General features: G+C 67.4%; 21 protein-coding genes and 1 tRNA gene. 16 read left to right on the top strand and 6 right to left on the bottom strand.

Features of this window, described 5'->3' with window-relative positions; genetic code table 11:
• Nucleotides 1–111: 111 nt before the first annotated feature.
• From secE to ACEN9J_RS16650, 14 genes are all read left to right on the top strand, one after another.
• Entirely contained in the window at nt 112–495 is a 384-nt protein-coding gene (gene secE / locus ACEN9J_RS16715) for a preprotein translocase subunit SecE (RefSeq protein ID WP_057596631.1), read from the top strand.
• Nucleotides 496–501: 6 nt separating this feature from the next.
• Nucleotides 502–1104 (top strand): transcription termination/antitermination protein NusG, encoded by a 603-nt coding sequence (nusG, locus tag ACEN9J_RS16710; protein ID WP_064262260.1) that lies wholly within the window; start codon nt 502–504, stop codon nt 1102–1104.
• A gap of 137 nt (nt 1105–1241) precedes the next feature.
• Nucleotides 1242–1673, top strand: coding sequence for a 50S ribosomal protein L11 (rplK, locus tag ACEN9J_RS16705; protein WP_019658337.1), 432 nt, complete (start codon nt 1242–1244; stop codon nt 1671–1673).
• Nucleotides 1674–2372 (top strand): 50S ribosomal protein L1, encoded by a 699-nt coding sequence (gene rplA, locus ACEN9J_RS16700; RefSeq protein WP_057596630.1) that lies wholly within the window; start codon nt 1674–1676, stop codon nt 2370–2372.
• A 298-nt stretch (nt 2373–2670) separates the two neighbouring features.
• Entirely contained in the window at nt 2671–3204 is a 534-nt protein-coding gene (gene rplJ, locus ACEN9J_RS16695; protein WP_057596629.1) for a 50S ribosomal protein L10, read from the top strand.
• 50 nt (nt 3205–3254) lie between these two features.
• Nucleotides 3255–3632, top strand: a complete 378-nt coding sequence (gene rplL / locus ACEN9J_RS16690; protein WP_057596628.1) for a 50S ribosomal protein L7/L12 — start codon at nt 3255–3257, stop codon at nt 3630–3632.
• 301 nt (nt 3633–3933) lie between these two features.
• Nucleotides 3934–8058 carry a DNA-directed RNA polymerase subunit beta gene (gene rpoB, locus ACEN9J_RS16685; protein ID WP_057596627.1) on the top strand — a complete coding sequence of 1375 codons (4125 nt, stop codon included), beginning with the start codon at nt 3934–3936 and terminating at the stop codon, nt 8056–8058.
• Between the two features lie 19 nt (nt 8059–8077).
• Nucleotides 8078–12307: a DNA-directed RNA polymerase subunit beta' gene (gene rpoC, locus ACEN9J_RS16680; RefSeq protein ID WP_057596626.1), complete on the top strand. Its 4230-nt coding sequence runs from the start codon at nt 8078–8080 to the stop codon at nt 12305–12307.
• A 136-nt stretch (nt 12308–12443) separates the two neighbouring features.
• Nucleotides 12444–13064, top strand: coding sequence for a LemA family protein (locus ACEN9J_RS16675; RefSeq protein WP_057596625.1), 621 nt, complete (start codon nt 12444–12446; stop codon nt 13062–13064).
• 71 nt (nt 13065–13135) lie between these two features.
• On the top strand, nt 13136–14506 hold the full coding sequence (gene rsmB / locus ACEN9J_RS16670) for a 16S rRNA (cytosine(967)-C(5))-methyltransferase RsmB (RefSeq protein WP_413761568.1): 1371 nt from the start codon (nt 13136–13138) through the stop codon (nt 14504–14506).
• Entirely contained in the window at nt 14487–15125 is a 639-nt protein-coding gene (locus tag ACEN9J_RS16665) for a DUF4390 domain-containing protein (RefSeq protein ID WP_057596624.1), read from the top strand. Before rsmB ends, ACEN9J_RS16665 begins: the two co-directional genes overlap by 20 nt.
• Nucleotides 15122–17437 (top strand): sensor histidine kinase, encoded by a 2316-nt coding sequence (locus ACEN9J_RS16660; RefSeq protein WP_261216426.1) that lies wholly within the window; start codon nt 15122–15124, stop codon nt 17435–17437. The genes ACEN9J_RS16665 and ACEN9J_RS16660 overlap by 4 nt, the downstream gene beginning before the upstream one ends.
• Before the next feature lie 72 nt (nt 17438–17509).
• Entirely contained in the window at nt 17510–18211 is a 702-nt protein-coding gene (locus tag ACEN9J_RS16655; protein ID WP_057596622.1) for a response regulator, read from the top strand.
• An 83-nt stretch (nt 18212–18294) separates the two neighbouring features.
• Nucleotides 18295–18370, top strand: a tRNA-Phe gene (locus tag ACEN9J_RS16650).
• Nucleotides 18371–18436: 66 nt separating this feature from the next.
• On the opposite strand, the gene ACEN9J_RS16645 is transcribed toward ACEN9J_RS16650, so the two are convergent.
• Nucleotides 18437–18727, bottom strand: coding sequence for a hypothetical protein (locus ACEN9J_RS16645; protein WP_057593228.1), 291 nt, complete (start codon nt 18725–18727; stop codon nt 18437–18439).
• A gap of 265 nt (nt 18728–18992) precedes the next feature.
• Here ACEN9J_RS16645 and chrA point away from each other — a divergent pair, with 265 nt between their 5' ends.
• Nucleotides 18993–20237: a chromate efflux transporter gene (gene chrA / locus ACEN9J_RS16640; protein ID WP_413761567.1), complete on the top strand. Its 1245-nt coding sequence runs from the start codon at nt 18993–18995 to the stop codon at nt 20235–20237.
• Nucleotide 20238: 1 nt separating this feature from the next.
• Here chrA and ACEN9J_RS16635 read toward each other — a convergent pair whose 3' ends face one another.
• The 3 genes from ACEN9J_RS16635 to ACEN9J_RS16625 form a co-directional block, all read right to left on the bottom strand.
• Complete coding sequence (locus ACEN9J_RS16635) at nt 20239–20667, bottom strand: DUF1810 domain-containing protein (protein WP_413761566.1); 429 nt, start codon at nt 20665–20667, stop codon at nt 20239–20241.
• An 89-nt stretch (nt 20668–20756) separates the two neighbouring features.
• The gene (locus tag ACEN9J_RS16630; protein ID WP_413761565.1) at nt 20757–21737 is read right to left on the bottom strand and encodes an alpha/beta fold hydrolase; all 981 of its coding nucleotides are present in this window, start codon (nt 21735–21737) and stop codon (nt 20757–20759) included.
• A 132-nt stretch (nt 21738–21869) separates the two neighbouring features.
• Nucleotides 21870–22346 carry a MarR family winged helix-turn-helix transcriptional regulator gene (locus tag ACEN9J_RS16625; protein ID WP_413761564.1) on the bottom strand — a complete coding sequence of 159 codons (477 nt, stop codon included), beginning with the start codon at nt 22344–22346 and terminating at the stop codon, nt 21870–21872.
• 222 nt (nt 22347–22568) lie between these two features.
• On the opposite strand from ACEN9J_RS16625, the gene ACEN9J_RS16620 reads away from it, so the two are divergent.
• Entirely contained in the window at nt 22569–23009 is a 441-nt protein-coding gene (locus tag ACEN9J_RS16620; protein WP_057593223.1) for a hypothetical protein, read from the top strand.
• Nucleotides 23010–23073: 64 nt separating this feature from the next.
• On the opposite strand, the gene ACEN9J_RS16615 is transcribed toward ACEN9J_RS16620, so the two are convergent.
• Together ACEN9J_RS16615 and ACEN9J_RS16610 are read right to left on the bottom strand one after the other, a co-directional pair.
• Nucleotides 23074–24054 carry a PA2169 family four-helix-bundle protein gene (locus ACEN9J_RS16615; protein ID WP_057593222.1) on the bottom strand — a complete coding sequence of 327 codons (981 nt, stop codon included), beginning with the start codon at nt 24052–24054 and terminating at the stop codon, nt 23074–23076.
• A gap of 124 nt (nt 24055–24178) precedes the next feature.
• Nucleotides 24179–24631 (bottom strand): response regulator, encoded by a 453-nt coding sequence (locus ACEN9J_RS16610; protein WP_057593221.1) that lies wholly within the window; start codon nt 24629–24631, stop codon nt 24179–24181.
• Nucleotides 24632–24685: the final 54 nt, after the last annotated feature.

Below are 24685 nucleotides of genomic sequence, written 5' to 3'. Positions count from 1 at the left end.
CCGCCGGCCTCCGGCGGGAAGGCAAAAAAGCCCGTCGAGACCCGACGGGCTTCGCCGTCTCAACGCGGCGACATGAATTGAGGCCGAAGGGCCGCAGGAAATCAGCCGAACATGGCCACTTCTCAAATCGAAACCGTGAGCACCGGTGCCGACAAGGCCAAGCTGGCCGTGGCGGCGCTGCTGGCCGTGGGCGCCATCGTGGCGTTCTACCTGCTGGCGCGCCAGGGCTCGCTGGTGCAGTGGGCCGCGCTGCTCGTGGGCCTGGCCGCCGCCGTGGCGACCTTCGGCAGTTCCGAGAACGGCCGTCAGCTCTGGGCCTTCGGCCGCGATTCGTGGCGCGAGGTCAAGAAGGTCGTCTGGCCGACCCGCAAGGAAGCGATGCAGATGACGGCTTATGTGTTCGCCTTCGTGGCGATCATGTCCGTCTTCCTCTGGCTCACCGACAAAACGCTCGAATGGGTGTTTTTTGACCTCATCCTGGGCTGGAAAAAGTAAGAACCAATGACCGACGACGCTGTTGAAACCACGCCGCCGGAGGAAAACGCCTCCGTCCTTGCGCCTGCTGCCAATCCCGATCTGCGTTGGTATGTGGTGCATGCCTATTCGGGCATGGAGAAGGCCGTCGAGCGGAACATCACCGAGCGCATCAACCGCGCCGGCATGCAGGACAAGTTCGGCCGCATCCTGGTTCCGACCGAGGAAGTGGTCGAGATCAAGAACGGCCAGAAGCGCACCACCGAGCGCCGCTTCTTCCCGGGCTACGTGCTGGTCGAAATGATCATGGACGACGAGAGCTGGCACCTGGTGAAGCACACCAACAAGGTGACGGGCTTTGTGGGCGGCGCCAAGAACCGTCCGGCCCCGATCTCGCAGAAAGAGGTCGAGGACATCGTCAGCCAGATGCAGCAGGGCACCGAGAAGCCGCGCCACAAGGTCGAGTTCACCGTGGGCGAACTCGTGCGCGTCAAGGAAGGTCCGTTCACCGACTTCAACGGCTCGGTCGAGGAAGTCAACTACGAGAAGAGCAAGGTGCGCGTCTCGGTCATGATCTTCGGCCGCGCCACCCCGGTGGAACTCGAATTCAGCCAGGTCGAAAAGACCTGATGCCCGCCCGGTCTTCGGATCGGGCCATATTCCGGCAGCGCGCTATCCGACTCGGCGCGCGGCCTTGATCGAAGAGTCGTTCACCCCGGGGAGCCCAGGCCACAGGCCTCGGCGATATCACCCGCAAGGAGCAAAGCATGGCGAAAAAAATCGTCGGCTTCATCAAGCTGCAAGTGCCAGCTGGTAAGGCCAACCCGTCCCCGCCGATCGGTCCCGCACTCGGTCAGCGCGGTCTGAACATCATGGAGTTCTGCAAGGCGTTCAACGCCCAGACGCAGAGCTACGAGCCGGGTCTGGCGCTGCCGGTGGTCATCACCGCCTTCGCCGACAAGAGCTTCACCTTCATCATCAAGTCGCCGCCCGCTGGCGTGCTGATCAAGAAGGCCATCAAGCTCGACAAGGGCTCCGCGCGTCCGCACACCGACAAGGTCGGCAAGATCACGCGCGCCCAGCTCGAAGAGATCGCAAAGACCAAGATGAAGGACCTGACCGCTGCCGACATGGACGCCGCGGTTCGCACCATCGCTGGTACGGCCCGTTCCATGGGCGTGAATGTGGAGGGCGTGTAAATGGCCAAGATCACCAAGAAGCAGAAGTCGCTCGAAGGCAAGGTCGACAGCACCAAGCTGTACCCGCTGACTGACGCGATCACCATCGTCAAGGAAGCCGCCACCGCCAAGTTCGACGAATCGATCGACGTGGCCGTGCAGCTCGGCATCGACGCGAAGAAGTCGGACCAGGTCGTGCGTGGCGCCGTCGTGCTGCCCAACGGCACCGGCAAGACCAAGCGCGTGGCCGTGTTCGCCCAAGGCGCCAAGGCTGAAGAAGCCAAGGCCGCCGGCGCCGACATCGTCGGCATGGACGACCTGGCTGCCATGGTCAAGGCGGGCGACATGCCCTTCGACGTCGTGATCGCCGCTCCCGACGCGATGCGCGTGGTCGGTACGCTCGGCCAGATCCTCGGCCCGCGCGGCCTGATGCCGAACCCGAAGGTCGGCACCGTGACGCCCGACGTCGCGACCGCCGTGAAGAACGCCAAGGCCGGCCAGGTGCAGTTCCGCGTCGACAAGGCCGGTATCGTGCACGGCACGATCGGTCGCCGTTCGTTCGACAGCGACAAGCTGCAAGGCAACCTCGCCGCGCTGATCGATGCCCTGGTCAAGGCCAAGCCGGCCTCGAGCAAGGGTGTCTACCTGCGCAAGGTCGCCGTGTCGTCGACGATGGGCGTGGGTGTCCGCGTGGACACGCAGACCATCGCCGCTGCCTGATCCCAGGCAGGAGCGAAGGCAAAAGTAGATTGGCCCGGCTCCGGTTCCGCAAGGAACGGGGCAGGGCGAATGTGGTGGGTCGCGGCGGCTTCGGTTGCCGCGAGCCATCCAAGACCGCTGGTGTGCAGGTCGCCTGCACTTAATCGCCCGGCCCCCGCCGGGCAGCCAGCGCAGATGGCGATCCCGCTGCAAGGAATTCGAGTTTTCCGACGAATGGGTTCCGAACAGTTGGTCGCTGCATGAGGCGCGGTCCGAGGTTCATGAAACAGCCGAAGACCGCATTGAAAAGGAGTAGACCTTGAGTCTGAATCGCAGTGAGAAAGAAGCGGTCATCAATGAAGTGACCAGCCTCGCCGCAAAAGCTCAAACGCTCGTGATGGCGGAATACCGTGGCATCACGGTGGCCGACATGACCAAACTGCGCAGCGAAGCTCGCAGCAAGGGTGTGAGCCTGAGTGTTCTGAAGAACACCCTGGCCCGCCGTGCTGTGGCTGGCAGCGCGTTTGAGATCGTCGGCGACCAGATGACCGGTCCGCTGATCTATGGCTTCTCCGAAGACGCCGTGGCCGCCGCGAAGGTGGTGGCCGATTTCGCGAAAACCAACGACAAGCTGGTGATTCGCGGTGGCGCATTCGGTGGCAAGGCCCTGGACGTCGACGGCGTGAAGCAACTGGCCAACATCCCTTCCAAGGAAGTGCTGCTGGCGCAACTGCTGGGCTTGATGCAATCGCCGATCTCTCGTACCGCCCGCGTGCTCGCGGCGCTGGCCGAGAAGCGCGGTGGTGGCGAAGCTGCACCCGCCGATGCACCGGCAGAAGCGCAAGCGGCTTGATCGCCAAGCCTTGCGTTTGAAAAATTCAACCCAATTGTTAGGAAACCAAAATGGCATTCGATAAAGACGCATTTCTGACCGCGCTGGACAGCATGACGGTCCTCGAGCTCAACGACCTGGTCAAGGCCATCGAAGAGAAGTTCGGCGTGAGCGCCGCTGCAATGGCTGCTCCGGCTGCCGGTGGTGGCGGTGCCGCCGCTGCCGCGGTCGAAGAGAAGACCGAATTCAACGTCGTGCTGGCTGACGTCGGCGCGAACAAGGTGTCGGTCATCAAGGCCGTGCGCGAAATCACCGGCCTGGGCCTCAAGGAAGCCAAGGACCTGGTGGAAGCCGCTCCCAAGGCCGTCAAGGAAGGCCTGTCGAAGGCTGACGCCGACGCTGCCAAGAAGAAGCTGGAAGAAGCCGGCGCCAAGGTGGAACTGAAGTAATTCGGTCCCCCTCGAGGGCTGGAGGTGCCTGAAAAGGCCCTCCAGCCTTTGCCGCTTTCAGAGCGCACTCAAAAGTCGGCTCGATGCCGGCTTTCCCGAAGACCAGGAGGTCGAGGGAAATGCCAGATCAAGACGTTTTTTGAGTGTCTTCTGACCCCGACTGCAGAAGACCCCTTGGTTCGGGCGATGTGCAACGCATCGCTGTCCGCCAACGGCTGGTAGTGGCCAGCCGCCAAGCAGTGGTGCCGTTCGTCCCGGCATTGCTGACAAGTCGCTGAAGATCTCAAGCACCGGAGCTCTCATGGCCCAATCGTCCGCGTACAGTTACACCGAACGCAAGCGCATCCGAAAAAGTTTCGGCAGCCGCGACAGCGTCGTCGAAATTCCCTACCTGCTGCAGATGCAGAAGGACGCGTACACCGCGTTCCTGCAAGCGGGCATCGCTCCGCAAAAACGCACCGTCGAAGGCCTGCAGGCCGCGTTCGACGCCGCCTTCCCGATCGTCTCGCACAACGGTTTCGTCGAGATGAAGTTCCTCGAGTACAACCTGGCGAAGCCGGCGTTCGACGTGCGCGAGTGCCAGACCCGTGGTCTGACCTTCGCCTCGGCGGTGCGCGCCAAGGTCCAGCTCATCATCTATGACCGCGAGTCGTCGACCTCGCAGTCGAAGGTGGTCAAGGAAGTGAAGGAGCAAGAGGTCTACATGGGCGAAGTGCCGCTCATGACCGAGAAGGGCTCGTTCATCATCAACGGCACGGAACGCGTGATCGTTTCGCAGCTGCACCGTTCGCCGGGCGTGTTCTTCGAACACGACAAGGGCAAGACGCACAGCTCGGGCAAGCTGCTGTTCTCGGCCCGCGTGATTCCCTACCGCGGTTCGTGGCTCGACTTCGAGTTCGACCCGAAGGACATGCTGTACTTCCGCGTCGACCGTCGCCGCAAGATGCCGGTCACGATCCTGCTGAAGGCCATCGGCCTGAACCCGGAATCGATCCTCGCGAACTTCTTCGTCAACGACAACTTCCGCCTCATGGACAGCGGCGCGCAGATGGAGTTCGTCTCCGAGCGCCTGCGCGGCGAAGTCGCGCGCTTCGACATCACCGACAAGTCGGGCAAGGTCGTGGTCGCCAAGGACAAGCGGGTCACCGCGCGCCACACGCGCGAACTCGAGCAGGGCGGCACCACGCACATCAGCGTGCCGGAAGACTTCCTGATCGGCCGCGTGATCGCGCGCAACATCGTCGACCCCGACTCGGGCGAGATCCTGTCGAAGGCCAACGACGAGCTGACCGAATCGCTGCTGAAGAAGCTGCGCGGCGCCGGCGTGCAGGACATCCAGGTCATCTACACCAACGAACTCGACCAGGGCGCGTACATCTCGCAGACCCTGCGCATCGACGAGACGGTGGACGAGTTCGCCGCGCGCGTGGCGATCTACCGCATGATGCGCCCCGGCGAGCCGCCGACGGAAGACGCGGTGCAGGCCCTGTTCCAGCGCCTGTTCTACAACCCGGACACGTACGACCTGTCGCGCGTCGGCCGCATGAAGTTCAACGCCAAGGTCGGCCGCGACGAGTCGACCGGCCCGATGGTGCTGACCAACGAGGACATCCTGGCGGTCGTCAAGATCCTGGTGGACCTGCGCAACGGCAACGGCGAAGTCGACGACATCGACCACCTCGGCAACCGCCGCGTGCGTTGCGTCGGCGAACTGGCCGAGAACCAGTACCGCACCGGCCTGGCACGTATCGAGAAGGCCGTGAAGGAGCGTCTGGGCCAGGCGGAGCAAGAGCCGCTGATGCCGCACGACCTGATCAACAGCAAGCCGATCTCGGCCGCGCTGAAGGAGTTCTTCGGCGCCTCGCAGCTGTCGCAGTTCATGGACCAGACGAACCCGCTGTCCGAGATCACCCACAAGCGCCGCGTGTCGGCCCTTGGCCCGGGCGGTCTGACGCGCGAGCGTGCCGGCTTCGAAGTGCGCGACGTGCACGTGACCCATTACGGCCGCGTGTGCCCGATCGAAACGCCCGAAGGCCCGAACATCGGCCTGATCAACTCGCTGGCCCTGTATGCCCGCCTGAACGAATACGGCTTCATCGAGACGCCGTACCGCCGCGTGGTCGACAGCAAGGTCACGAACGAGATCGACTACCTGTCGGCCATCGAGGAAGGCAAGTACGTCATCGCCCAGGCCAACGCGGCCCTGGACAAGGATGGCAAGCTGACCGGCGACCTGGTGTCGGCGCGTGAAGCCGGCGAATCGATCCTGGTCGGCGCCGAGCGCATCCAGTACATGGACGTGTCGCCCGCGCAGATCGTGTCGGTGGCCGCTTCGCTGGTTCCGTTCCTCGAGCACGACGACGCGAACCGCGCGCTCATGGGCGCCAACATGCAGCGCCAGGCCGTGCCCGTGCTGCGTCCCGAGAAGCCGATGGTCGGCACCGGCATCGAGCGCGTCTCCGCGGTCGACTCCGGCACCGTGGTCACGGCCACCCGCGGCGGTATCGTCGACTACGTCGACGCGACCCGTGTCGTGGTGCGCGTGAACGACGACGAGGCCGCGGCCGGCGAAGTCGGCGTGGACATCTACAACCTGATCAAGTATCAGCGTTCGAACCAGAACACCAACATCCACCAGCGTCCGATCGTCAAGCGCGGCGACAAGATCGCCAAGGGCGACGTGGTGGCCGACGGTGCATCGACCGACCTCGGCGAACTGGCCCTGGGCCAGAACATGCTGATCGCGTTCATGCCCTGGAACGGCTACAACTTCGAAGACTCGATCCTGATCTCCGAACGCATCGTGGCCGACGACCGCTACACCTCGATCCACATCGAGGAACTGGTGGTGATGGCCCGCGACACCAAGCTCGGCGCCGAGGAAATCACGCGCGACATCCCGAACCTGGCCGAACAGCAGCTCAACCGCCTCGACGAGTCCGGCATCATCTACGTGGGTGCCGAAGTCATGCCCGGCGACACGCTGGTGGGCAAGGTCACGCCGAAGGGCGAGACCACGCTGACGCCGGAAGAGAAGCTGCTGCGCGCCATCTTCGGCGAGAAGGCTTCGGACGTGAAGGACACCTCGCTGCGCGTGGACCAGGGCTCGCAAGGCACCGTGATCGACGTGCAGGTGTTCACCCGCGAAGGCATCCAGCGCGACAAGCGCGCCCAGCAGATCATCGACGACGAGCTCAAGCGCTTCCGCCTCGACCTGAACGACCAGCTTCGCATCGTCGAGGCCGATGCCTTCGACCGGATCGAGAAGCTGCTGACCGGCAAGGTCGCCAACGGCGGCCCGAACAAGCTCGCCAAGGGCACCAAGCTCGACAAGGCCTACCTGTCGTCGGTCGAGAAGTTCCACTGGTTCGACATCCGCCCGGCCGACGAGGAAGTGGCCTCGCAGCTGGAGTCGATCAAGAACTCGCTCGAGCAGACGCGCCACAGCTTCGACCTCGCGTTCGAAGAAAAGCGCAAGAAGCTCACGCAGGGCGACGAGCTGCCCGCGGGCGTGCTCAAGATGGTCAAGGTCTACCTGGCCGTCAAGCGCCGCCTGCAACCCGGCGACAAGATGGCCGGCCGCCACGGCAACAAGGGCGTGGTGTCGAAGATCGTTCCGATCGAGGACATGCCGCACATGGCCGACGGCACGCCGTGCGACATCTGCCTGAACCCGCTGGGCGTGCCCTCGCGGATGAACGTGGGTCAGGTGCTCGAGGTGCATCTGGGCTGGGCCGGCAAGGGCATCGGCCAGCGCATCGGCGACCTGCTGCAGCAGGAGGCCAAGGCGGCCGAGCTGCGCCAGTTCATGGAGCAGCTGTACAACGGCTCGGGCCGCGAGGAGAACATCGCCTCGCTGAGCGACGCCGACGTGCTCGAGATGGCGGCGAACCTGCAGAACGGCGCGACCTTCGCGACGCCCGTGTTCGACGGGGCCTCGGAAGAGGAAATCCGCGGCATGCTGAAGCTCGCCTACCCGGACGACATCGCCAAGGCCAAGGGCCTGACCGAGAGCCGCACGCAGGCCTACCTGTTCGACGGCCGCACCGGCGACCAGTTCGAGCGTCCCGTCACCGTCGGCTACATGCACTTCCTGAAGCTGCATCACCTGGTGGACGACAAGATGCACGCGCGCTCGACCGGCCCGTACTCGCTGGTCACGCAGCAGCCGCTGGGCGGCAAGGCGCAATTCGGCGGCCAGCGTTTCGGGGAAATGGAAGTGTGGGCACTGGAAGCCTACGGCGCTGCCTACGTCCTGCAGGAAATGCTGACCGTGAAGTCCGACGACGTGCAGGGCCGGACCAAGGTCTACGAAAGCATCGTCAAGGGCGAGCACTCGATCGAAGCCGGCATGCCGGAATCGTTCAACGTGCTGGTCAAGGAAATCCGTTCGCTGGGTCTCGACATCGAGCTCGAGCGTTCGTAAACGAAGGGGATAGAGTCTTATGAAATCGCTACTCGACCTGTTCAAGCAGTTCACCCCGGATGAGCATTTCGATGCCATCAAGATCGGCATGGCTTCGCCCGAAAAGATCCGCTCGTGGTCTTTCGGCGAGGTGAAGAAGCCCGAGACGATCAACTACCGCACGTTCAAGCCCGAACGCGACGGCCTGTTCTGCGCCAAGATCTTCGGCCCGATCAAGGACTACGAGTGCCTGTGCGGCAAGTACAAGCGCCTCAAGCACCGCGGCGTGATCTGCGAGAAGTGCGGCGTCGAAGTCACGCAGACCAAGGTCCGCCGCGAGCGCATGGGTCACATCGACCTGGCCGCTCCCTGCGCGCACATCTGGTTCCTGAAGTCGCTGCCGTCGCGCCTGGGCCTGGTGCTCGACATGACGCTGCGCGACATCGAGCGCGTGCTGTACTTCGAAGCCTACGTGGTGACCGACCCCGGCATGACCCCGCTGAAGAAGTTCAGCATCATGTCCGAGGACGACTACGACACGAAGCGCAAGGAATACGGTGACGAGTTCATCGCCAAGATGGGCGCCGAAGGCATCAAGGACCTGCTGGAGGGCATCGAGCTCGACAGCGAGATCGAGAAGCTGCGCGGCGACCTGACCGGTTCCGAAGTCAAGGTCAAGAAGAACTCCAAGCGCCTGAAGGTGCTCGAGGCTTTCCGCAAGTCGGGCATCAAGCCCAACTGGATGGTGCTCGACGTGCTGCCCGTGCTGCCGCCGGACCTGCGTCCGCTGGTGCCGCTGGACGGCGGCCGCTTCGCGACCTCCGACCTGAACGACCTGTACCGCCGCGTCATCAACCGCAACTCGCGTCTGCGCCGCCTGCTGGAGCTCAAGGCCCCGGAAATCATCGCGCGCAACGAAAAGCGGATGCTGCAGGAAGCCGTCGACTCGCTGCTGGACAACGGCCGCCGCGGCAAGGCCATGACGGGCGCCAACAAGCGCGCGCTCAAGTCGCTGGCCGACATGATCAAGGGCAAGAGCGGTCGCTTCCGCCAGAACCTGCTGGGCAAGCGCGTCGACTACTCGGGCCGTTCGGTCATCGTGGTGGGCCCGACGCTCAAGCTGCACCAGTGCGGCCTGCCGAAGCTGATGGCGCTCGAGCTGTTCAAGCCCTTCATCTTCTCGCGCCTCGAAGCCATGGGCATCGCGACCACGATCAAGGCTGCCAAGAAGGAAGTCGAATCGGGCACGCCGGTGGTCTGGGACATCCTGGAAGAGGTGATCAAGGAGCACCCGGTGATGCTGAACCGCGCACCGACGCTGCACCGCCTGGGCATCCAGGCCTTCGAGCCGATCCTGATCGAAGGCAAGGCGATCCAGCTGCACCCGCTGGTCTGCGCGGCCTTCAACGCCGACTTCGACGGCGACCAGATGGCCGTCCACGTGCCGCTGTCGGTGGAAGCGCAGATGGAAGCCCGCACGCTGATGCTGGCCTCCAACAACGTGCTGTTCCCCGCTTCGGGCGAACCCTCGATCGTTCCCTCGCAGGACGTGGTGCTGGGTCTGTACTACACGACCCGCGACCGCATCAACGGCAAGGGCGAAGGCCTGATGTTCTCGGACATCGGTGAAGTGCAGCGCGCGCTCGACGCCAACGTGGTCGAGCTGACCGCCAAGGTCGCCGTGCGCATCACGGAGTACACCAAGAACAAGGAAACCGGCGAATTCGTGCCGTCGACCTCGCTCGTGGACACCACCGTGGGCCGTGCCCTGCTGTCCGAGATCCTGCCGAAGGGCCTGCCGTTCTCGAACATCAACAAGGCGCTGAAGAAGAAGGAAATCTCCAAGCTCATCAACGTGAGCTTCCGCAAGTGCGGCCTGAAGGAGACCGTGGTCTTCGCCGACAAGCTGCTGCAGAACGGTTTCCGCCTCGCGACCAAGGCCGGCATCTCGATCGCCATCGACGACATGCTGGTGCCGGCCGAGAAGCACGGCATCATCGACCGCTCGGCCAAGGAAGTGAAGGAGATCGAGCAGCAGTACGTCTCCGGTCTCGTGACCTCCGGCGAGCGCTACAACAAGGTGGTGGACATCTGGGGCAAGGCCGGCGACGAAGTGTCGAAGGTGATGATGGCCAAGCTGTCGAAGCAGAAGGTCATCGACCGCCACGGCAAGGAAGTCGAGCAGGAGTCCTTCAACTCGATCTACATGATGGCCGACTCGGGTGCCCGCGGTTCCGCGGCCCAGATCCGCCAGGTGGCCGGCATGCGCGGCCTGATGGCCAAGCCGGACGGCTCGATCATCGAGACGCCCATCACCGCGAACTTCCGCGAAGGCCTGAACGTGCTGGAGTACTTCATCTCCACCCACGGTGCCCGAAAGGGTCTGGCCGACACGGCGCTGAAGACGGCGAACTCGGGCTACCTGACCCGCCGTCTGGTCGACGTGACGCAGGATCTGGTCGTGATCGAGCAGGACTGCGGCACGCACGACGGCGCGCTGATGCGCGCGATCGTCGAGGGCGGTGAAGTCATCGAATCGCTGCGCGACCGTATCCTCGGCCGTACCGCGGCCGAAGACGTGGTGCACCCCGAGACGCGCGCCGTGCTGGTCAAGGCCGGCGACATGCTCGACGAGGACACGATCGAGGCCATCGAGGCCGACGGCGTGGACGAAGTCAAGGTCCGCACCGCGCTGACCTGCGCCACGCGCTTCGGCATTTGCGCCAAGTGCTACGGCCGCGACCTCGGCCGCGGCGGCCTGGTGAACAACGGCGAAGCGGTCGGCGTGATCGCGGCGCAGTCGATCGGCGAACCGGGCACGCAGCTCACGATGCGTACCTTCCACATCGGTGGTGCGGCTTCGCGCGCGGCTGTCGCTTCGAGCGTCGAGGCCAAGTCCAACGGCGTGATCGGCTTCAACGCCACGATGCGCTACGTGACCAACAGCAAGAACGAGCTGGTGGTGATCGCACGTTCGGGCGAGATCGTCATCCATGACGAGCACGGCCGCGAGCGCGAGCGCCACAAGGTGCCGTACGGTGCGACGCTGACGGTCAAGGCCGACCAGCAGATCAAGGCCGGCCACGTGCTCGCCAACTGGGACCCGCTGACGCGTCCGATCATCACGGAATTCGCCGGCAAGACCCAGTTCGAGAACGTCGAGGAAGGCCTCACGGTCGCCAAGCAGGTGGACGACGTGACCGGTCTGTCGACCCTGGTCGTGATCGACCCGAAGCGCCGCGGCGCCGCCAAGGTCGTGCGTCCGCAGGTCAAGCTGATCGACGCCTCGGGCGCCGAGGTGAAGATCCCCGGCACCGACCACTCGGTGACGATCGGCTTCCCGATCGGCGCGCTGATCCAGGTGCGCGACGGCCAGGACGTGGGCCCCGGCGAAGTGCTGGCGCGTATTCCGGTCGAAGGCCAGAAGACCCGCGACATCACCGGCGGTCTGCCGCGCGTGGCCGAGCTGTTCGAAGCCCGTTCGCCGAAGGACAAGGGCATGCTGGCCGAGATGACCGGCACCGTGTCGTTCGGCAAGGAGACGAAGGGCAAGATCCGCCTGCAGATCACCGACCCGGAAGGCAAGGTCTGGGAAGAGCTCGTGCCGAAGGAAAAGAACATCCTGGTGCACGAAGGCCAGGTGGTGAACAAGGGCGAGAGCGTGGTCGACGGTCCGGCGGACCCGCAGGACATCCTGCGCCTGCTGGGTTCGGAAGAACTCGCGCGCTACATCGTGGACGAGGTGCAGGACGTGTACCGCCTGCAGGGCGTGAAGATCAACGACAAGCACATCGAGGTGATCGTTCGCCAGATGCTGCGCCGCGTCGTGGTCGACAACGTCGGCGACACCAACTACATCTCGGGCGAACAGGTCGAACGCAGCGAAATGCTCAACACCAACGACGCCCTGCGCGCCGACGGCAAGATCCCCGCGACGTACACCAACCTGCTGCTCGGTATCACGAAGGCCTCGCTGTCGACCGACTCGTTCATCTCCGCCGCTTCGTTCCAGGAAACGACGCGCGTGCTGACCGAGGCCGCGATCATGGGCAAGCGCGACGAGCTGCGCGGCCTGAAGGAAAACGTCATCGTCGGCCGCCTGATCCCCGCGGGCACCGGCATGGCGTACCACCAGGCACGCAAGGCCAAGGACGAGATGGACGAGGCCGAGCGCCGCGCCATCGCCGAGTCCGAAGCCGCCGAACTGGCTGGTTCGTCCAGCGATGCCACCACCACGGCCGACGCCAGCGAAGGCGCCGCGACCGAATAACTGGTTAGCATCGCCCGGCCATGACCGGTCGTGAACGCCTCCCGGCCCTCGCGGTCGGGAGGCGTTTTTTCATGGGGGCGCCGGTTTTCCGCCGGCCCTCCCGTCCTTCGTTTCCGCTTTTCCTGGAGTGCCGTCGATGAGCGTGTTGCCCGATTCGCTGGCCGGCTGGGTCGTCGTGGCCGTGCTGCTGTTCTGGTTTGTCGGCGCTTACAACCGGCTGGTGCGGCTGCGGGCCGCGGTCCTGCAGGCCTATGCCACGCTGGACGCCGCGCTGGCGCGCCAGCTCGACTTCGTGCAGACCAGCCTGAGCGCGCCGTCGGCCGCCGAGGAATCGACCGATGCCGCGGCGGGCGCCTCATCGCTGCAGGCCGCGACCACGCAGATGGCCACCCTGCTCGGCGCGACCCGGCAGCGCCCGCTCGAGGCCGGCAGCATGTCGGCGCTCGCGACCGCGCTGCAGGTGCTGCTGACCGCCTGGCAGCGCCGGCATCCGGATGCGGTGACCTCCTTCCATCCCGACGGCACGCTGTCGCGTCCCGCGGGGCAGGCCTCGACGGCGAACGCGCTGGTGCCGGTGGCGGCCGCGGGCGCGATCGCGGTCGAGCCGATGGCCTGGCCCGAGCCGTCGGCCGCCGCCGAGATCGCGCGCACCCAGTTCAACCTCGCGGTCGCCAGCTACAACGCGGCGATCGCCCAGTTCCCGGCGCTGCTGGTGGCATGGGCCGTGCGTCTGAGGCCCGCGGCGCCGCTGCACTGAACTTCGGCCGCCCGTTTCGTTCTTCATATTGCCCGGGTGGCGGACATCCGGGCCCTTTAACATCGCCCGCATTGCCTGCTCTTCCTTCTGACCCCTCGCACGGCGGCGCTTCGCCGCTGCAACCGCCGCTCTGGCGCCAACTGCAATTGACCGCGGGGGCGCTGGCGTCGATCCGCGCCGGCACCTCGGGCTCGGTCGCTTTCGAGGCCGTCGAGCCGGCGTTGCGTCCCGGCGTCCAGGCGCTGGGCTTCCAGGTGCTGCGCTGGCTCGGCCGCGCCGAAGCCCTGCGCCGCCATCTCGCCAAGCGCACGCCGCCGCCGCTGCCCGATGCGCTGCTGTGCACCGCGCTCGGCCTGGCCTGGGACGCGGCGCAGTCGCCCTACGAGCCTTTCACGCTGGTCGACCAGACCGTGGAGGCCGCCAAGCGCAACCCGGCCACGCGCGCGCAGGCCAGCTTCATCAATGCCTGCCTGCGGCGCTTCCTGCGCGAGCGCGACGAGCTCGTGGCCGCCACCGACGCCGAACCGGTGGCGCACTGGAACCATCCGCGCTGGTGGATCGAGAAGCTCAAGCGCGACCATCCGCGCGACTGGCAGCGCGTGCTGCAGGCCGACAACGCCCAGGCGCCGATGACCCTGCGCGTGAACGTGCGCAAGACCGCCGCCGGCCCCTATCGCAACGAGCTTGCGGCGCTCGACATGCCGGCCACGCCGGTCGCCCTCAACGGGCTGCAGCTCGCGCGCGCGCGGCCGGTGCAGCAACTGCCCGGTTTCGCCGATGGCGCCTGCTCGGTGCAGGACGCCGCCGCCCAGCTCGCCGCGCCGCTGCTGCTCGACGGGCTCGCGGCGCCGTCCGGCCGGCGGCTGCGCGTGCTCGACGCCTGCGCCGCGCCCGGCGGCAAGACCGCCCACCTGCTCGAGTTCGCGGGCCCCGATGCCCTCGAGCTGACCGCGCTCGAGGTCGACGCCGTGCGCAGCCGCCGCATCGACGAGACCCTGGCGCGCCTCGACCTGCAAGCCAAGGTGCTGGTGGCCGACGCGGCGCGGCCCGCCGACTGGTGGGACCGGACGCCGTTCGACGCCATCCTGCTCGATGCCCCCTGCACCGCCTCGGGCATCGTGCGCCGCCATCCGGACGTGCGCTGGCTGCGCCGCGAGAGCGACACCGCCCAGCTGGCGCTGCAGCAGGCCGCGCTGCTGGCGGCGCTCTGGCCCCTGGTGCAGCCCGGCGGACGGCTGCTTTACTGCACCTGTTCGGTGTTTCGGGAAGAGGGTTCGCAACAGATCGATGCGTTTCTTGCACACAACACCGACGCCCGATTGCGGCCATCGCCGGGGCATTTGCTGCCTCAAAGCGGGGCGAATGCCCGTGCCGTCCAGGACAATCCCCTGGGTGACCACGACGGCTTTTTCTACGCCCTGCTTGAAAAGCACCCGGGTTGAACCGCGCAAGCCCCGGTGGCTGGTGCTGCTGGCGCTGGTGGTCGTGCTGCTCGTCACGGTGCTGGCGCCGCCCGTGCTGGCCCAGACGCGCAATGCCGCCGCCGTCACCCAGATGCGGCTCGAGCAGTCCGACGATGCCGTCTACCTCAATGCCGCCGTGCAGTTCGAGCTGCCCGCGCTGGTCGAGGACGTGCTCGACAAGGGCATCGCGATCTACTTCGTGGCCGAGGCCGAGATGTTCCAGGAGCGCTGGTACTGGACCGACCGCAAGGTCGCGCAGGCCACGCGCCACATGCGGCTGGCCTACCAGCCGCTGACCCGCCGCTGGCGGCTCAACGTCTCGCCCCTGCCGCTGTCGGGCTCGGCCAGCTTCAGCCTGTCGCTGAACCAGAACTTCGACAGCCTCGCCGATGCGCTCGAGGCCGTGCGGCGCGTGGGCCGGCTGCGCATGGGCGACTCGGCCGAGATCGGCGACGACCCGCTGCACCAGGTCACCTTCCGCTTCCGGCTCGACACCTCGCAGCTGCCGCGGCCGTTCCAGATCGGCGTGGCCGGCCAGGCCGACTGGAACATCTCCGCCGAGCGCAGCGCGCGCCTGGCGGTGGAGAAGCAGCGGTGAGTTCCAAGCCGCGCAGCGGTGCCGCGGCCACGCCCGCCGCGCGCCGCTCGCGCGCGATGCGCTGGGCCGTGGGCGTCGGCGCCGCGCTGGTCACCGCGATCGGCCTGGTGCTGATGTTCCTGCTGGCCCAGGCCACCAACAACCGCGAGCTCTACGAGCGCTACTACGTGCGCCTCTTCGGCATCAACGTCGTGGTGGCGGTGGTGCTGGTGCTGGTGATCGGCTGGGTCGCGTTCCGGCTGCTGCGCCGGCTGCGGCAGGGCAAGTTCGGCAGCCGCCTGCTGATCAAGCTCGCCGCCATCTTCGCGCTGGTGGGCGTGGTGCCGGGCGCGCTGGTCTACGTCGTGTCCTACCAGTTCGTCGAGCGCTCGATCGAGAGCTGGTTCGACGTCAAGGTCGAGGGCGCGCTGAACTCGGGCCTGAACCTCGGGCGCGCCACGCTCGACGCGCTGTCCGACGATCTCGCGGCCAAGACGCGCGCGGCCGGTGGCCAGCTCGCGCAGGTGTCCGATGCGAGCGCGGGCCTCGCGCTCGAACGCATCCGCGACCAGCTCGAGGCGACCGACGTGGTGCTGTGGACCAACGCGGGCCAGCTCATCGCCACCGCGGGCGCGTCGCGCTTCCAGCTCAATCCCGAGCGGCCGACGCCGCAGCAGTTGCGCCAGGTGCGCGCCGACCGCGCCATCGCCCATGTCGAGGGACTCGACGAGCCGCCACCGGGCATCCTGCTGCCGCCGGCCACCGTGCGCGCGCTCGCGATGGTGCAGCGCCCGGGTTTCGACCTCGATGCCGCGCCGCGCTTCCTGCAGGTCACGCGGCCGCTGCCGCCCAACGTGGTGGCCAACGCGCTCGCGGTCGACAAGGCCAACCGCGAGTACCAGGAGCGCGCGCTCGGGCGCGTGGGCCTGCGCCGCATGTACATCGGCACGCTCACGCTGAGCCTGTTCCTCGCCGTGTTCGGTGCCGTGCTGCTCGCGGTGCTGTTCGGCAACCAGCTCGCGCGGCCGCTGCTGGTGCTGGCCGACGGCGTGCGCCAGGTGGCCGCGGGCGACCTGCGGCCCACGGCCGTGTCGCAGGGCAAGGACGAGCTCGGCGGCCTCACGCGCTCGTTCGCCGTCATGACGCAGCAGCTGGCCGAGGCGCGCACCGCGGTCGAGAAGACCATGGGCCAGCTCGATGCCGCGCGCGCCAACCTGCAGACCATCCTCGACAACCTGACCTCGGGCGTGATCGTGCTCGATGCGGCCGGCACCGTGCTGTCGACCAACCCCGGCGCCACGCGCGTGCTGCGCGCGCCGCTGGCCGCCTACGAAGGCCAGCCGCTCGCCGAGGTCCCGGGCCTGGCCGACTTCGGCGCGGCCGTGCAGCAGCAGTTCGAGGACTTCCTCGTCGAGCGCATGCAGCATGGCCTCGACCACTGGCAGCATGCCTTCGAGCTGCATGCCACCGGCACCGACCTGCCACAGCAGGAAGGCGCCATCAACATCGTGGCACGCGGCGCCGAGCTGCCCGGGGCCGCGCGGCTGCTGGTGTTCGACGACATCTCCGAGATCGTCTCGGCGCAGCGCGCGCAGGCCTGGGGCGAGGTCGCGCGGCGCCTCGCGCACGAGATCAAGAACCCGCTCACGCCGATCCAGCTCTCGGCCGAGCGGCTCGAGATGAAGCTCTCGGGCAAGGTCGCCGCGCCCGAGCAGGCGGTGTTGGTCAAGTCGGTGAAGACCATCGTCGACCAGGTCGATGCGATGAAGCGGCTGGTCAACGAATTCCGCGACTACGCGCGACTGCCGGCCGCCGACCTCAAGCCCGTCGATCTCAATGCGCTGCTGGTTGACGTGCTTCATCTCTACAACGCCGAGACCATGCCGATCGCGCTGCGCTTCGAGCCCGACGAGCGCTGCCGTCCGATCCGTGGCGACGCGCAGCAGCTGCGCCAGGTCATCCACAACCTGCTGCAGAACGCGCAGGATGCCGCCGAGGCCGCGGCCGGCGCCACCGGACGGCGCGGCGAGGTCGTGATCCGCACGCGGCTCGGCGATTCGGGACAGCGCGTGCGGCTCACCGTGCAGGACAGCGGACCGGGCTTCGCCGAGAACATTCTCAAGCGCGCGTTCGAGCCCTACGTCACGACGAAAACAAAAGGTACAGGTTTGGGCCTCGCGGTCGTCAAGAAGATCGCCGACGAGCATGGCGCGCGCATCGAGCTGTCCAACCGCGTCGTCGACGGGGCTATAGCGGGGGCGCAAGTCTCGCTATCATTCGCGCTGGCAGGCGAGCCGCAGGCAGCGGCCGCTCACACCGAAGATTCCAAGTAAGTCTTCCGCCGCGCGGCGCGACCGAAAGAGGCCGTCGCACCAACACACCAGCGCACACAACAAGCAGCACTCATGGCAAACATTCTCGTGGTCGATGACGAGCTGGGCATCAGGGACCTGCTCTTCGAAATTCTCAATGACGAAGGCCACAACGTCGAACTCGCGGAGAACGCGGCCGAGGCACGCGCCGCGCGCCAGCGTGCGCGTCCCGACCTCGTGCTGCTCGACATCTGGATGCCCGACACCGATGGCGTGACCCTGCTCAAGGAGTGGTCCACCGCGGGCCTGCTCACGATGCCCGTCATCATGATGAGCGGCCACGCCACCATCGACACCGCCGTCGATGCCACGCGCATCGGTGCCTTCGCCTTCCTCGAGAAGCCGATCACCCTGCAGAAGCTGCTGAAGGCCGTCGAGCAGGGCCTCGCGCGCGAGAGCGCACGCCGCGCCGCGGCCGGTGTCGTGCCCACGCCCACCGGCCATGGCCAGCCCAGCGCCATCACCACCACGGGCGACAGCCTGCTGATGGCCTCGCTCGCGTCGGTGCCCGTGCCCGACCAGGGCCCGCAGTCCACGCAGAGCTTCGATCTCGATCGTCCGCTGCGCGATGCGCGCGACGGTTTCGAGAAGGCCTACTTCGAGTTCCACCTCGCGATGGAGAACGGTTCGATGACGCGCGTGGCCGAGAAGACCGGCCTCGAACGCACCCATCTGTATCGAAAGCTCAAACAACTTGGCGTGGATCTTTCGCGGGGCCGCAGAAGCGCTGTATAATCGCAGGCTCCACACTGCAACACAGTGGTTGAACAGGCCTTCAAGGCCAGGTTCTTCCGGTGAATCGGTGAGGTGCCATCCCAGGCCCGGTAGCTCAGTTGGTAGAGCAGCGGATTGAAAATCCGCGTGTCGGTGGTTCGATTCCGCCCCAGGCCACCAAATTGCAAGGCGCTGCAACTTTCCAGGTTGCAGCGCCTTTTGCTTTGGGCCGTCGCCCGAGGTGGTTCAGCGATAGGCCACGAGCAGCAGCAGAACCAGCGTCAGCCCCGCGGCGAGCATGCCGGCCTTCAGCAGTCGGGCGCCCAGCCCCTGGTGCGGCAGAAACTGCCGGTCCGCCAGCGAACGCAGGTCCAGGGCTTCGGGATCGAAACGCGCCAGGCCGACGCGGCGCCGGGCCTCGGTCTCGAGCAGATGGGCCGTGCCCCTGGCGTGCAGCTCGCCCTCCAGCGCGCGCTTGCGCCAGACACGGGCCAGCTCCTCGAGCTCGCGGTCGGACAGTCCCTCTACGTTTCGCATGCCCCGGATTTTGCCTACGGAATTCCGTCGGCGTTGTCGCGCGCGCTTTCAGGCCCCGGGGCGGCAGGGGCGCGCGGGCCGAAAAAAAAGCCCGCACGAGGCGGGCCGAAGGGTCCGTACTCGCATCGGACCGGGAGGAAAGCCCACCCCGAGGGAGGAGGAGAGAGAGGTGGGCAGGCGGATTCTGGCGGGCGATCTGGGAGACATCTTGTCGTTGCGAGACGCGTCGAACTTGCACGGCCGTGACCGATACTGCCGCGCCGCCATGAACGCCCAGCAGCCACCCGACCCCGACCTTCGCGCCGACGAAGGCCACGACACCGCCCGCGCACGCGGCTCGGTGCTCGAGGTCTTCCTCGCCTTCCTCCAGCTCGGCCTCACGTCCTTCGGCGGTCCGGTGGCCCATCTCGGCTACTTCCGCGCGGCCTTCGTCGAGCGCCGCGGCTGGCTCGACGACCGGAGCTATTCGGACCTGGTGGCGCTGTGCCAGTTCCTGCCCGGGCCCGCGAGCAGCCAGGTGGGCATCGCGCTCGGGCTGGGGCGCGCGGGCTGGGGCGGGGCGATCGCGGCGTGGATCGGGTTCACGCTGCCTTCGGCCGTCGCGCTCGTGCTGTTCGCGGCCGGTGTCGCGCAGTGGTCCGAGCTCTCGCAGTCGGGCGCCGTGCATGGGCTCAAGGTGGTCGCGGTGGCCGTGGTCGCGCAGGCGGTCTGGGGCATGGCCAGGACCTTGTGTCCCGATCGCTTGCGCGCGGGCGTGGCGATCGTCGCGGCGCTGCTGGTGCTCGCGGTGCCCTCGGCATGGGGGCAGATCGCGGCCATCGTCGCGGGTGGCGTGGTGGGTCGATGGGCGCTGAAGCTGGTCCCTCCGCCCGCGGCCCGGCATCGCGACTACGGCGTGGGCAAGACGACCGGCGCCGTGCTGCTCGGGCTGTTCGTCGTGCTGCTCGTGGCGCTGCCCTTGGTGGCCGCCGCATGGCCATCGCCAGGGCTTGCCGTCGTTGCCGACTTCTACCGGGCCGGTGCTCTGGTGTTCGGCGGTGGGCACGTCGTGCTCCCTCTGCTGCAGGCCGGGGTGGTGCCAAGCGGGCTGGTCTCGAACGATGTCTTCCTCGCGGGCTACGGCGCCGCGCAGGCGGTGCCGGGGCCCTTGTTCACCTTCGCCGCATTCCTCGGCGCCGTCATGCCCGCCCCCTTCGGCGGCTGGCTCGGCGGACTGGCCTTGTTGCTCGCGATCTTCCTGCCCGCGTTCCTGCTGGTGGCGGGCGCGCTGCCGTTCTGGGAGACGCTGCGCCAGCGCGAGGGCGTGCAGCGCGCGATGGCCGGTGTCAATGCGGCCGTGGTCGGCGTGCTGCTGGCCGCGCTCTACGATCCGGTGTGGACCAGCGCCATCCACGCGCGCGCCGATTTCGGATTGGCGCTCGCGGCCTTCGGGTTGCTGGTCTGGGCGCGCATGTCGCCGGTGCTGGTGGTCGTGCTGGCGGCTGTCGCCGGCGGGTTGATGGCGCTCTGAGTCAGGCGCCGAGCAGCGCGAGCGTCGCTTCGTCGCGCACCCCGCCGTAGTAGCGCGCCAGCACCTCGCCGAAGACCGGCTTGTCCTGCGCGGCGATCTCGAACAGCGTCATGCACGAACACAGCTTCAGATCGTCGGGCGAGCCGAAGATCTGGTGCGCGCTCTTGCCTTGCACGTCGAGCACGAGCTGCGTGCACTGTCGCAACCGTTGCGAGAGCACCGGATGCGCCCAATAGGCCGCCGCCTCATCGATGCCCTCGAGCCCGAAGAAGCGCGCCGTCGAACTGCGGCCCAGCGCCGCGAGCTGCGGGAACACGAACCAGATCCAGTGGCTGCGCTTGCGCCCCGCGGCGAGTTCGGCGCAGACCTCGGCGTACACCGGGTCCTGCGCGCTCACGAAGCGTTCGAGGTCCCAGGGGGTCGATGTCATCTCGAGGTCCTTGGTGGATGCGGCGTGTGCATGCCCGCATCAGACGCAAGCCCGACGCGCGCGTCAACCCCGCGCGCCGGCTGTCCCGCTCAGGACTTGATGAACGCGAGCAGGTCCGCGTTGAAGCGATCCTTGTGCGTGTCGGTCAGGCCGTGCGGCGCGCCGGGATAGACGATCAGCTTGTTGTTCTTCACGAGCCTGGCCGAGGCCAGGCCGGCGGCGCCGATCGGCACGATCTGGTCGTCGTCGCCGTGCACGATCAACGTGGGCACGTCGAACTTCTTCAGGTCCTCGGTGAAGTCGGTTTCCGAGAAGGCCTTGATCGAGTCGTAGGTGTTCTTGTGGCCCCCTTGCATGCCCTGCGCCCACCACGAATCGATCAGGCCCTGCGAGGGCTTGGCACCGGGCCGGTTGAAGCCGAAGAAGGGACCCGAGGGCACGTCCTTGTAGAACTGCGAGCGGTTCGCGAGCTGCGCCGCGCGCAGGCCGTCGAACACCTCGATCGGCAGGCCACCGGGGTTGGCGGCCGTCTTGAGCATCAGCGGCGGCACGGCCGAGATCAGCGCGGCCTTGGCCACGCGCTTCGTGCCATGGCGGCCGATGTAGCGCGCGACTTCGCCGCCGCCGGTCGAGAAGCCGACCAGCACCACGTTCTTCAGGTCCAGCGTCTCGATGACGGTGGCGAGGTCGTCGGCATAGGTGTCCATGTCGTTGCCGTTCCACGGCTGGCTCGAGCGGCCATGGCCGCGGCGGTCGTGCGCCACGGCGCGGAAGCCCTGCGAGGCGAGGAACAGCATCTGCGATTCCCAGCTGTCGGAATTCAGCGGCCAGCCATGGCTGAAGACCACGGGCTGCCCGCTGCCCCAGTCCTTGAAGTAGAGCTGCGTGCCGTCCTTGGTGACGATGGTGTTGCCCGAGCCGCGCTGGCCCTTGGCCGCGCGCGCGGGCGCGGCCTCGGCGTTGCGCGCGAGGCCCGCGCCGGCGAGGGCCCCGGTCGCGAGCGTGGCGGCGCTGCCGGTCAGCAGGCCGCGGCGCGTGGTGGAAGAAGAGGGGGTCTGGTTCGAGGACATGGTGATTTCCTTTGGCTGGAGGGGAGGGAACGGGTGGACGGGAGAACTAGCGTATGAATGAATATCGCATGCGATATAAATGCCTTGAAAAAAGGCAGCCGGCAACGACTGCCTCGCGAGAGACGGTGGAGGTCATGCGTTCCTGTCGAGGCTGGCACGCAGCGTCTGCAGTTGTTCGCGCAGGCCGTCTATCTCGTCGCCCGACAGCTCCATCGCCTGCGCGACGCAGGCCGGGATGGCCTTGGCCTTGGTGCGCAGCGCGCGCCCTTCGGCCGTGAGCGACACGATGACCTGGCGCTCGTCGAGGGCCGAGCGTGCACGCGCGATGAGCCCGCGGGCCTCGAGCCGCTTGAGCAGCGGCGTGAGCGTGGTGGTCTCGAGCGAGAGGCGGGTGCAGATCTCGGACACGTTGAGGCCGTCGCGCTCCCACAGCACCAGCATCACGAGGTACTGCAGGTAGGTGAGATCGAGATCGCGCAGCAGGCCGCGGTAGACCTTGTTGAGGCTCAGCATGGTCGAGTAGACGGAGAAGCACAGCTGCTCGTCCAGCGTGAGCCGGTCGGCACTGGGGGCGACGGCTCGGGCGGAGGTGCTTCTCTTGGCTGGCATGGGCCGAATATTAGATCGCATGCGATTAAATTGCAAGCGCTTTATTTGCCGGGGTGCGACGCGGGCCCGCCTGCGACGGCGCCGCGCGCCTTTCTCCTACGGCATCGCGCCGCTCGGCCGCTATCTTGAAGCTTCGCGGCGCAGGCCTTCGGCCCTTCGAGCCAGGCGGATCCTCGATCCGCCCGCCGGCGCCATTCCCCGATCCCAGCCCTTGCATCCATCATGAAGACTTCCCGCACCCTCTGGCCCCTGGGCCTCGCCGCCGCGCTCGCGCTCGGCGCCTGTTCCACCGGCACGCCCAAGGTCTCTGCAGTCGACAACCAGGCCGAGCCCACCGTGCTGCTCGTGCCGCTGCGCGTCGAGGACCCGGCGCACGGCTCCGGCTGCTGGGCCCAGTTCTATTCGAAGCGCGACTTCCAGGGCGACGTCGTGACGCTGGTCGGCCCCGCCACCCTGCAGAGCCTCGACAAGGGCACGGCGCGCCAGCTGCAGCGCGACATCGACAGCGTGACCGTGGGCCCGCGCGCCACGCTCGAGGTCTACCAGCACGCGATGTTCCGCGACCGCACCGTGAGCTTCCCGGCCAACAGCCGCGAAGGCGGGCTGATCAGCCGGCTCGGCTTCGGCGGCCGCATCGAGGCGATGAAGCTCAACTGCAAGTAGCCGCCACGCGGCCGCAAAAAAAGAGCCCGGCATGCCGGGCTCTTCGTCGTTCAGGGCACCGCGATCAACGCGCCGCGCGCTCCGCGTTGCGCAGGTCGCGGATCTGGTCATGGTTGCGCTGCGCCCCGCGCGCCTGCGCCTCGACGATCTCGCGCACGCCGGCCGGCAGCATCTGCTTGAGCGCCTTGCGGTAGCGCGCCACGGCCGTGTCCTCGCCGCGCTCGCTCTCCTCGAGGATCGAGAGCCGGCTGTTGGCGCCGACCGCGCCCTTCACATGCACCCAGCCGCGATGCATCGCACCGCTGGCCGTGCCGCCCGCGGCCGGTTGCCCGCCATAGGACTCGACGATGCGCACCAGTTGCGCCGCCGCGCTGGCGCACTCGGCGGAGCGCGCCGCGAACATCCGCTGGAGCTGCGCATCCTCGATCTCCTCGGCGCAGACACGGAAGCCGTATTCGCCGTCGCGGCTGGTCTCGAGCAGGTCGTTGATCACGTCGACCACGTCGTCGTTGGCCAGCGGCGGGCCGTCCACCGCGGGAATCGCGCTGTCCTCGTCGCTGTAGTAGAGGCGGTCGGCGCGTTCCCAGGCAGCCTGCGACGCGGGCCGGGCACGCGTCCAGTCGAGCGTCGAAGCACCGCGGCGCGCTTCCCATTCGCGTGCGAGCGTGGGCTCGACGGACGCGAACTCGTCGTGGCCCGCGGCACGCCCGCTCCAGCCCAGCTCGTAGGCCGGCGCATAGTCGTCGTAGCTGCGGCCCGCCTCGTAGTAGGGCTCGCGCTCATAGGCCGATGCCCAGTGCGCGCGCTCGACGCTCGGGTTCACGCGTTCCGCGACGGCCTTGCCGCCCATGCCGCCGAGCACGGCGCCGGCGATCAGGCCGGCCGCCGCGCCCGCGGGGCCACCGACCGCACCGACCGCCGCGCCGGCCAGCGCGCCACCGGTGGCACCGACGCCGGTGCCCACCGGGTGTGAGCCGGGCTCGCCGGTGATCGGGTCGCGGTGCAGGTTGTTGTTCGTGTCGAGCAGATGCTTTTCCTTGGCCATGTCTGACTCCTTTCGGTGAGTGAGGTGTGTGGATGAGGTGGGAAAGAAACTTCATCCTGGGACCGCACCGGGCGCGCATCGTCGGTGCGCCACCTGCATCGCTGTAGGCGATGGCGCGCGCCGCTCAGGCGCGTTTGGCCGCGGGCAGCGCCGCGGGCGAGCCCATCGATGCGTTCTCGCAGAAGCTCAGGAACTCGTTGATCTCTTCTGACTTGTCGAACACCGCGTCGGCGCCGAGCTGCAGGCATTGCGCGCGGTTCGCGCGCGTGGCCGCGTTGGTCAGCGCGATCACCGTGCGGCCGTTCTTCAGCGGCGCGAGCCACGACAGCACGCCCAGTCCGGTGCCTTGTTGCAGGAACAGGTCCACCACGGCGAGCCGCCAGGCATCGTCGTGCGCCTGCAGCCACGAGATCGCCTCGGCCTCGCTGTTCGCCGACCCCACCACCTCGGCGCCAAGGAAACCGCCGAGCACCACGCGCAGGCTGTCCTGCACCAGCGGCTCGTCCTCCACCATGAAGATGGAGATCGGGCCGCGCGGCGGGCGCGCGCGGCGAGTCGTATCGGGTGCGGTGGGCATGGCGAAGGGCGTGGAGCGGTGTGATGGCACTGTGCGGCCGCGCCCCCGCGCAAC

It is taken from the genome of Variovorax sp. Varisp41 (assembly GCF_047325085.1).
In the GTDB taxonomy this organism is placed as follows: Bacteria; Pseudomonadota; Gammaproteobacteria; order Burkholderiales; family Burkholderiaceae_C; genus Variovorax.
This window is presented reverse-complemented; position numbering and strand designations above follow the sequence as displayed.

What these genes read in the sequence shown, in the direction of transcription:
- secE (WP_057596631.1), top strand. Translation starts at nt 112, where the DNA reads ATGGCCACTTCTCAAATCGAAACCGTGAGCACCGGTGCCGACAAGGCC.
- nusG (WP_064262260.1), top strand. Translation starts at nt 502, where the DNA reads ATGACCGACGACGCTGTTGAAACCACGCCGCCGGAGGAAAACGCCTCC.
- rplK (WP_019658337.1), top strand. Translation starts at nt 1,242, where the DNA reads ATGGCGAAAAAAATCGTCGGCTTCATCAAGCTGCAAGTGCCAGCTGGT.
- rplA (WP_057596630.1), top strand. Translation starts at nt 1,674, where the DNA reads ATGGCCAAGATCACCAAGAAGCAGAAGTCGCTCGAAGGCAAGGTCGAC.
- rplL (WP_057596628.1), top strand. Translation starts at nt 3,255, where the DNA reads ATGGCATTCGATAAAGACGCATTTCTGACCGCGCTGGACAGCATGACG.
- rpoB (WP_057596627.1), top strand. Translation starts at nt 3,934, where the DNA reads ATGGCCCAATCGTCCGCGTACAGTTACACCGAACGCAAGCGCATCCGA.
- rpoC (WP_057596626.1), top strand. Translation starts at nt 8,078, where the DNA reads ATGAAATCGCTACTCGACCTGTTCAAGCAGTTCACCCCGGATGAGCAT.
- ACEN9J_RS16675 (WP_057596625.1), top strand. Translation starts at nt 12,444, where the DNA reads ATGAGCGTGTTGCCCGATTCGCTGGCCGGCTGGGTCGTCGTGGCCGTG.
- ACEN9J_RS16655 (WP_057596622.1), top strand. Translation starts at nt 17,510, where the DNA reads ATGGCAAACATTCTCGTGGTCGATGACGAGCTGGGCATCAGGGACCTG.
- ACEN9J_RS16645 (WP_057593228.1), bottom strand. Translation starts at nt 18,727, where the DNA reads ATGCGAAACGTAGAGGGACTGTCCGACCGCGAGCTCGAGGAGCTGGCC.
- chrA (WP_413761567.1), top strand. Translation starts at nt 18,993, where the DNA reads ATGAACGCCCAGCAGCCACCCGACCCCGACCTTCGCGCCGACGAAGGC.
- ACEN9J_RS16635 (WP_413761566.1), bottom strand. Translation starts at nt 20,667, where the DNA reads ATGACATCGACCCCCTGGGACCTCGAACGCTTCGTGAGCGCGCAGGAC.
- ACEN9J_RS16630 (WP_413761565.1), bottom strand. Translation starts at nt 21,737, where the DNA reads ATGTCCTCGAACCAGACCCCCTCTTCTTCCACCACGCGCCGCGGCCTG.
- ACEN9J_RS16625 (WP_413761564.1), bottom strand. Translation starts at nt 22,346, where the DNA reads ATGCCAGCCAAGAGAAGCACCTCCGCCCGAGCCGTCGCCCCCAGTGCC.
- ACEN9J_RS16620 (WP_057593223.1), top strand. Translation starts at nt 22,569, where the DNA reads ATGAAGACTTCCCGCACCCTCTGGCCCCTGGGCCTCGCCGCCGCGCTC.
- ACEN9J_RS16615 (WP_057593222.1), bottom strand. Translation starts at nt 24,054, where the DNA reads ATGGCCAAGGAAAAGCATCTGCTCGACACGAACAACAACCTGCACCGC.
- ACEN9J_RS16610 (WP_057593221.1), bottom strand. Translation starts at nt 24,631, where the DNA reads ATGCCCACCGCACCCGATACGACTCGCCGCGCGCGCCCGCCGCGCGGC.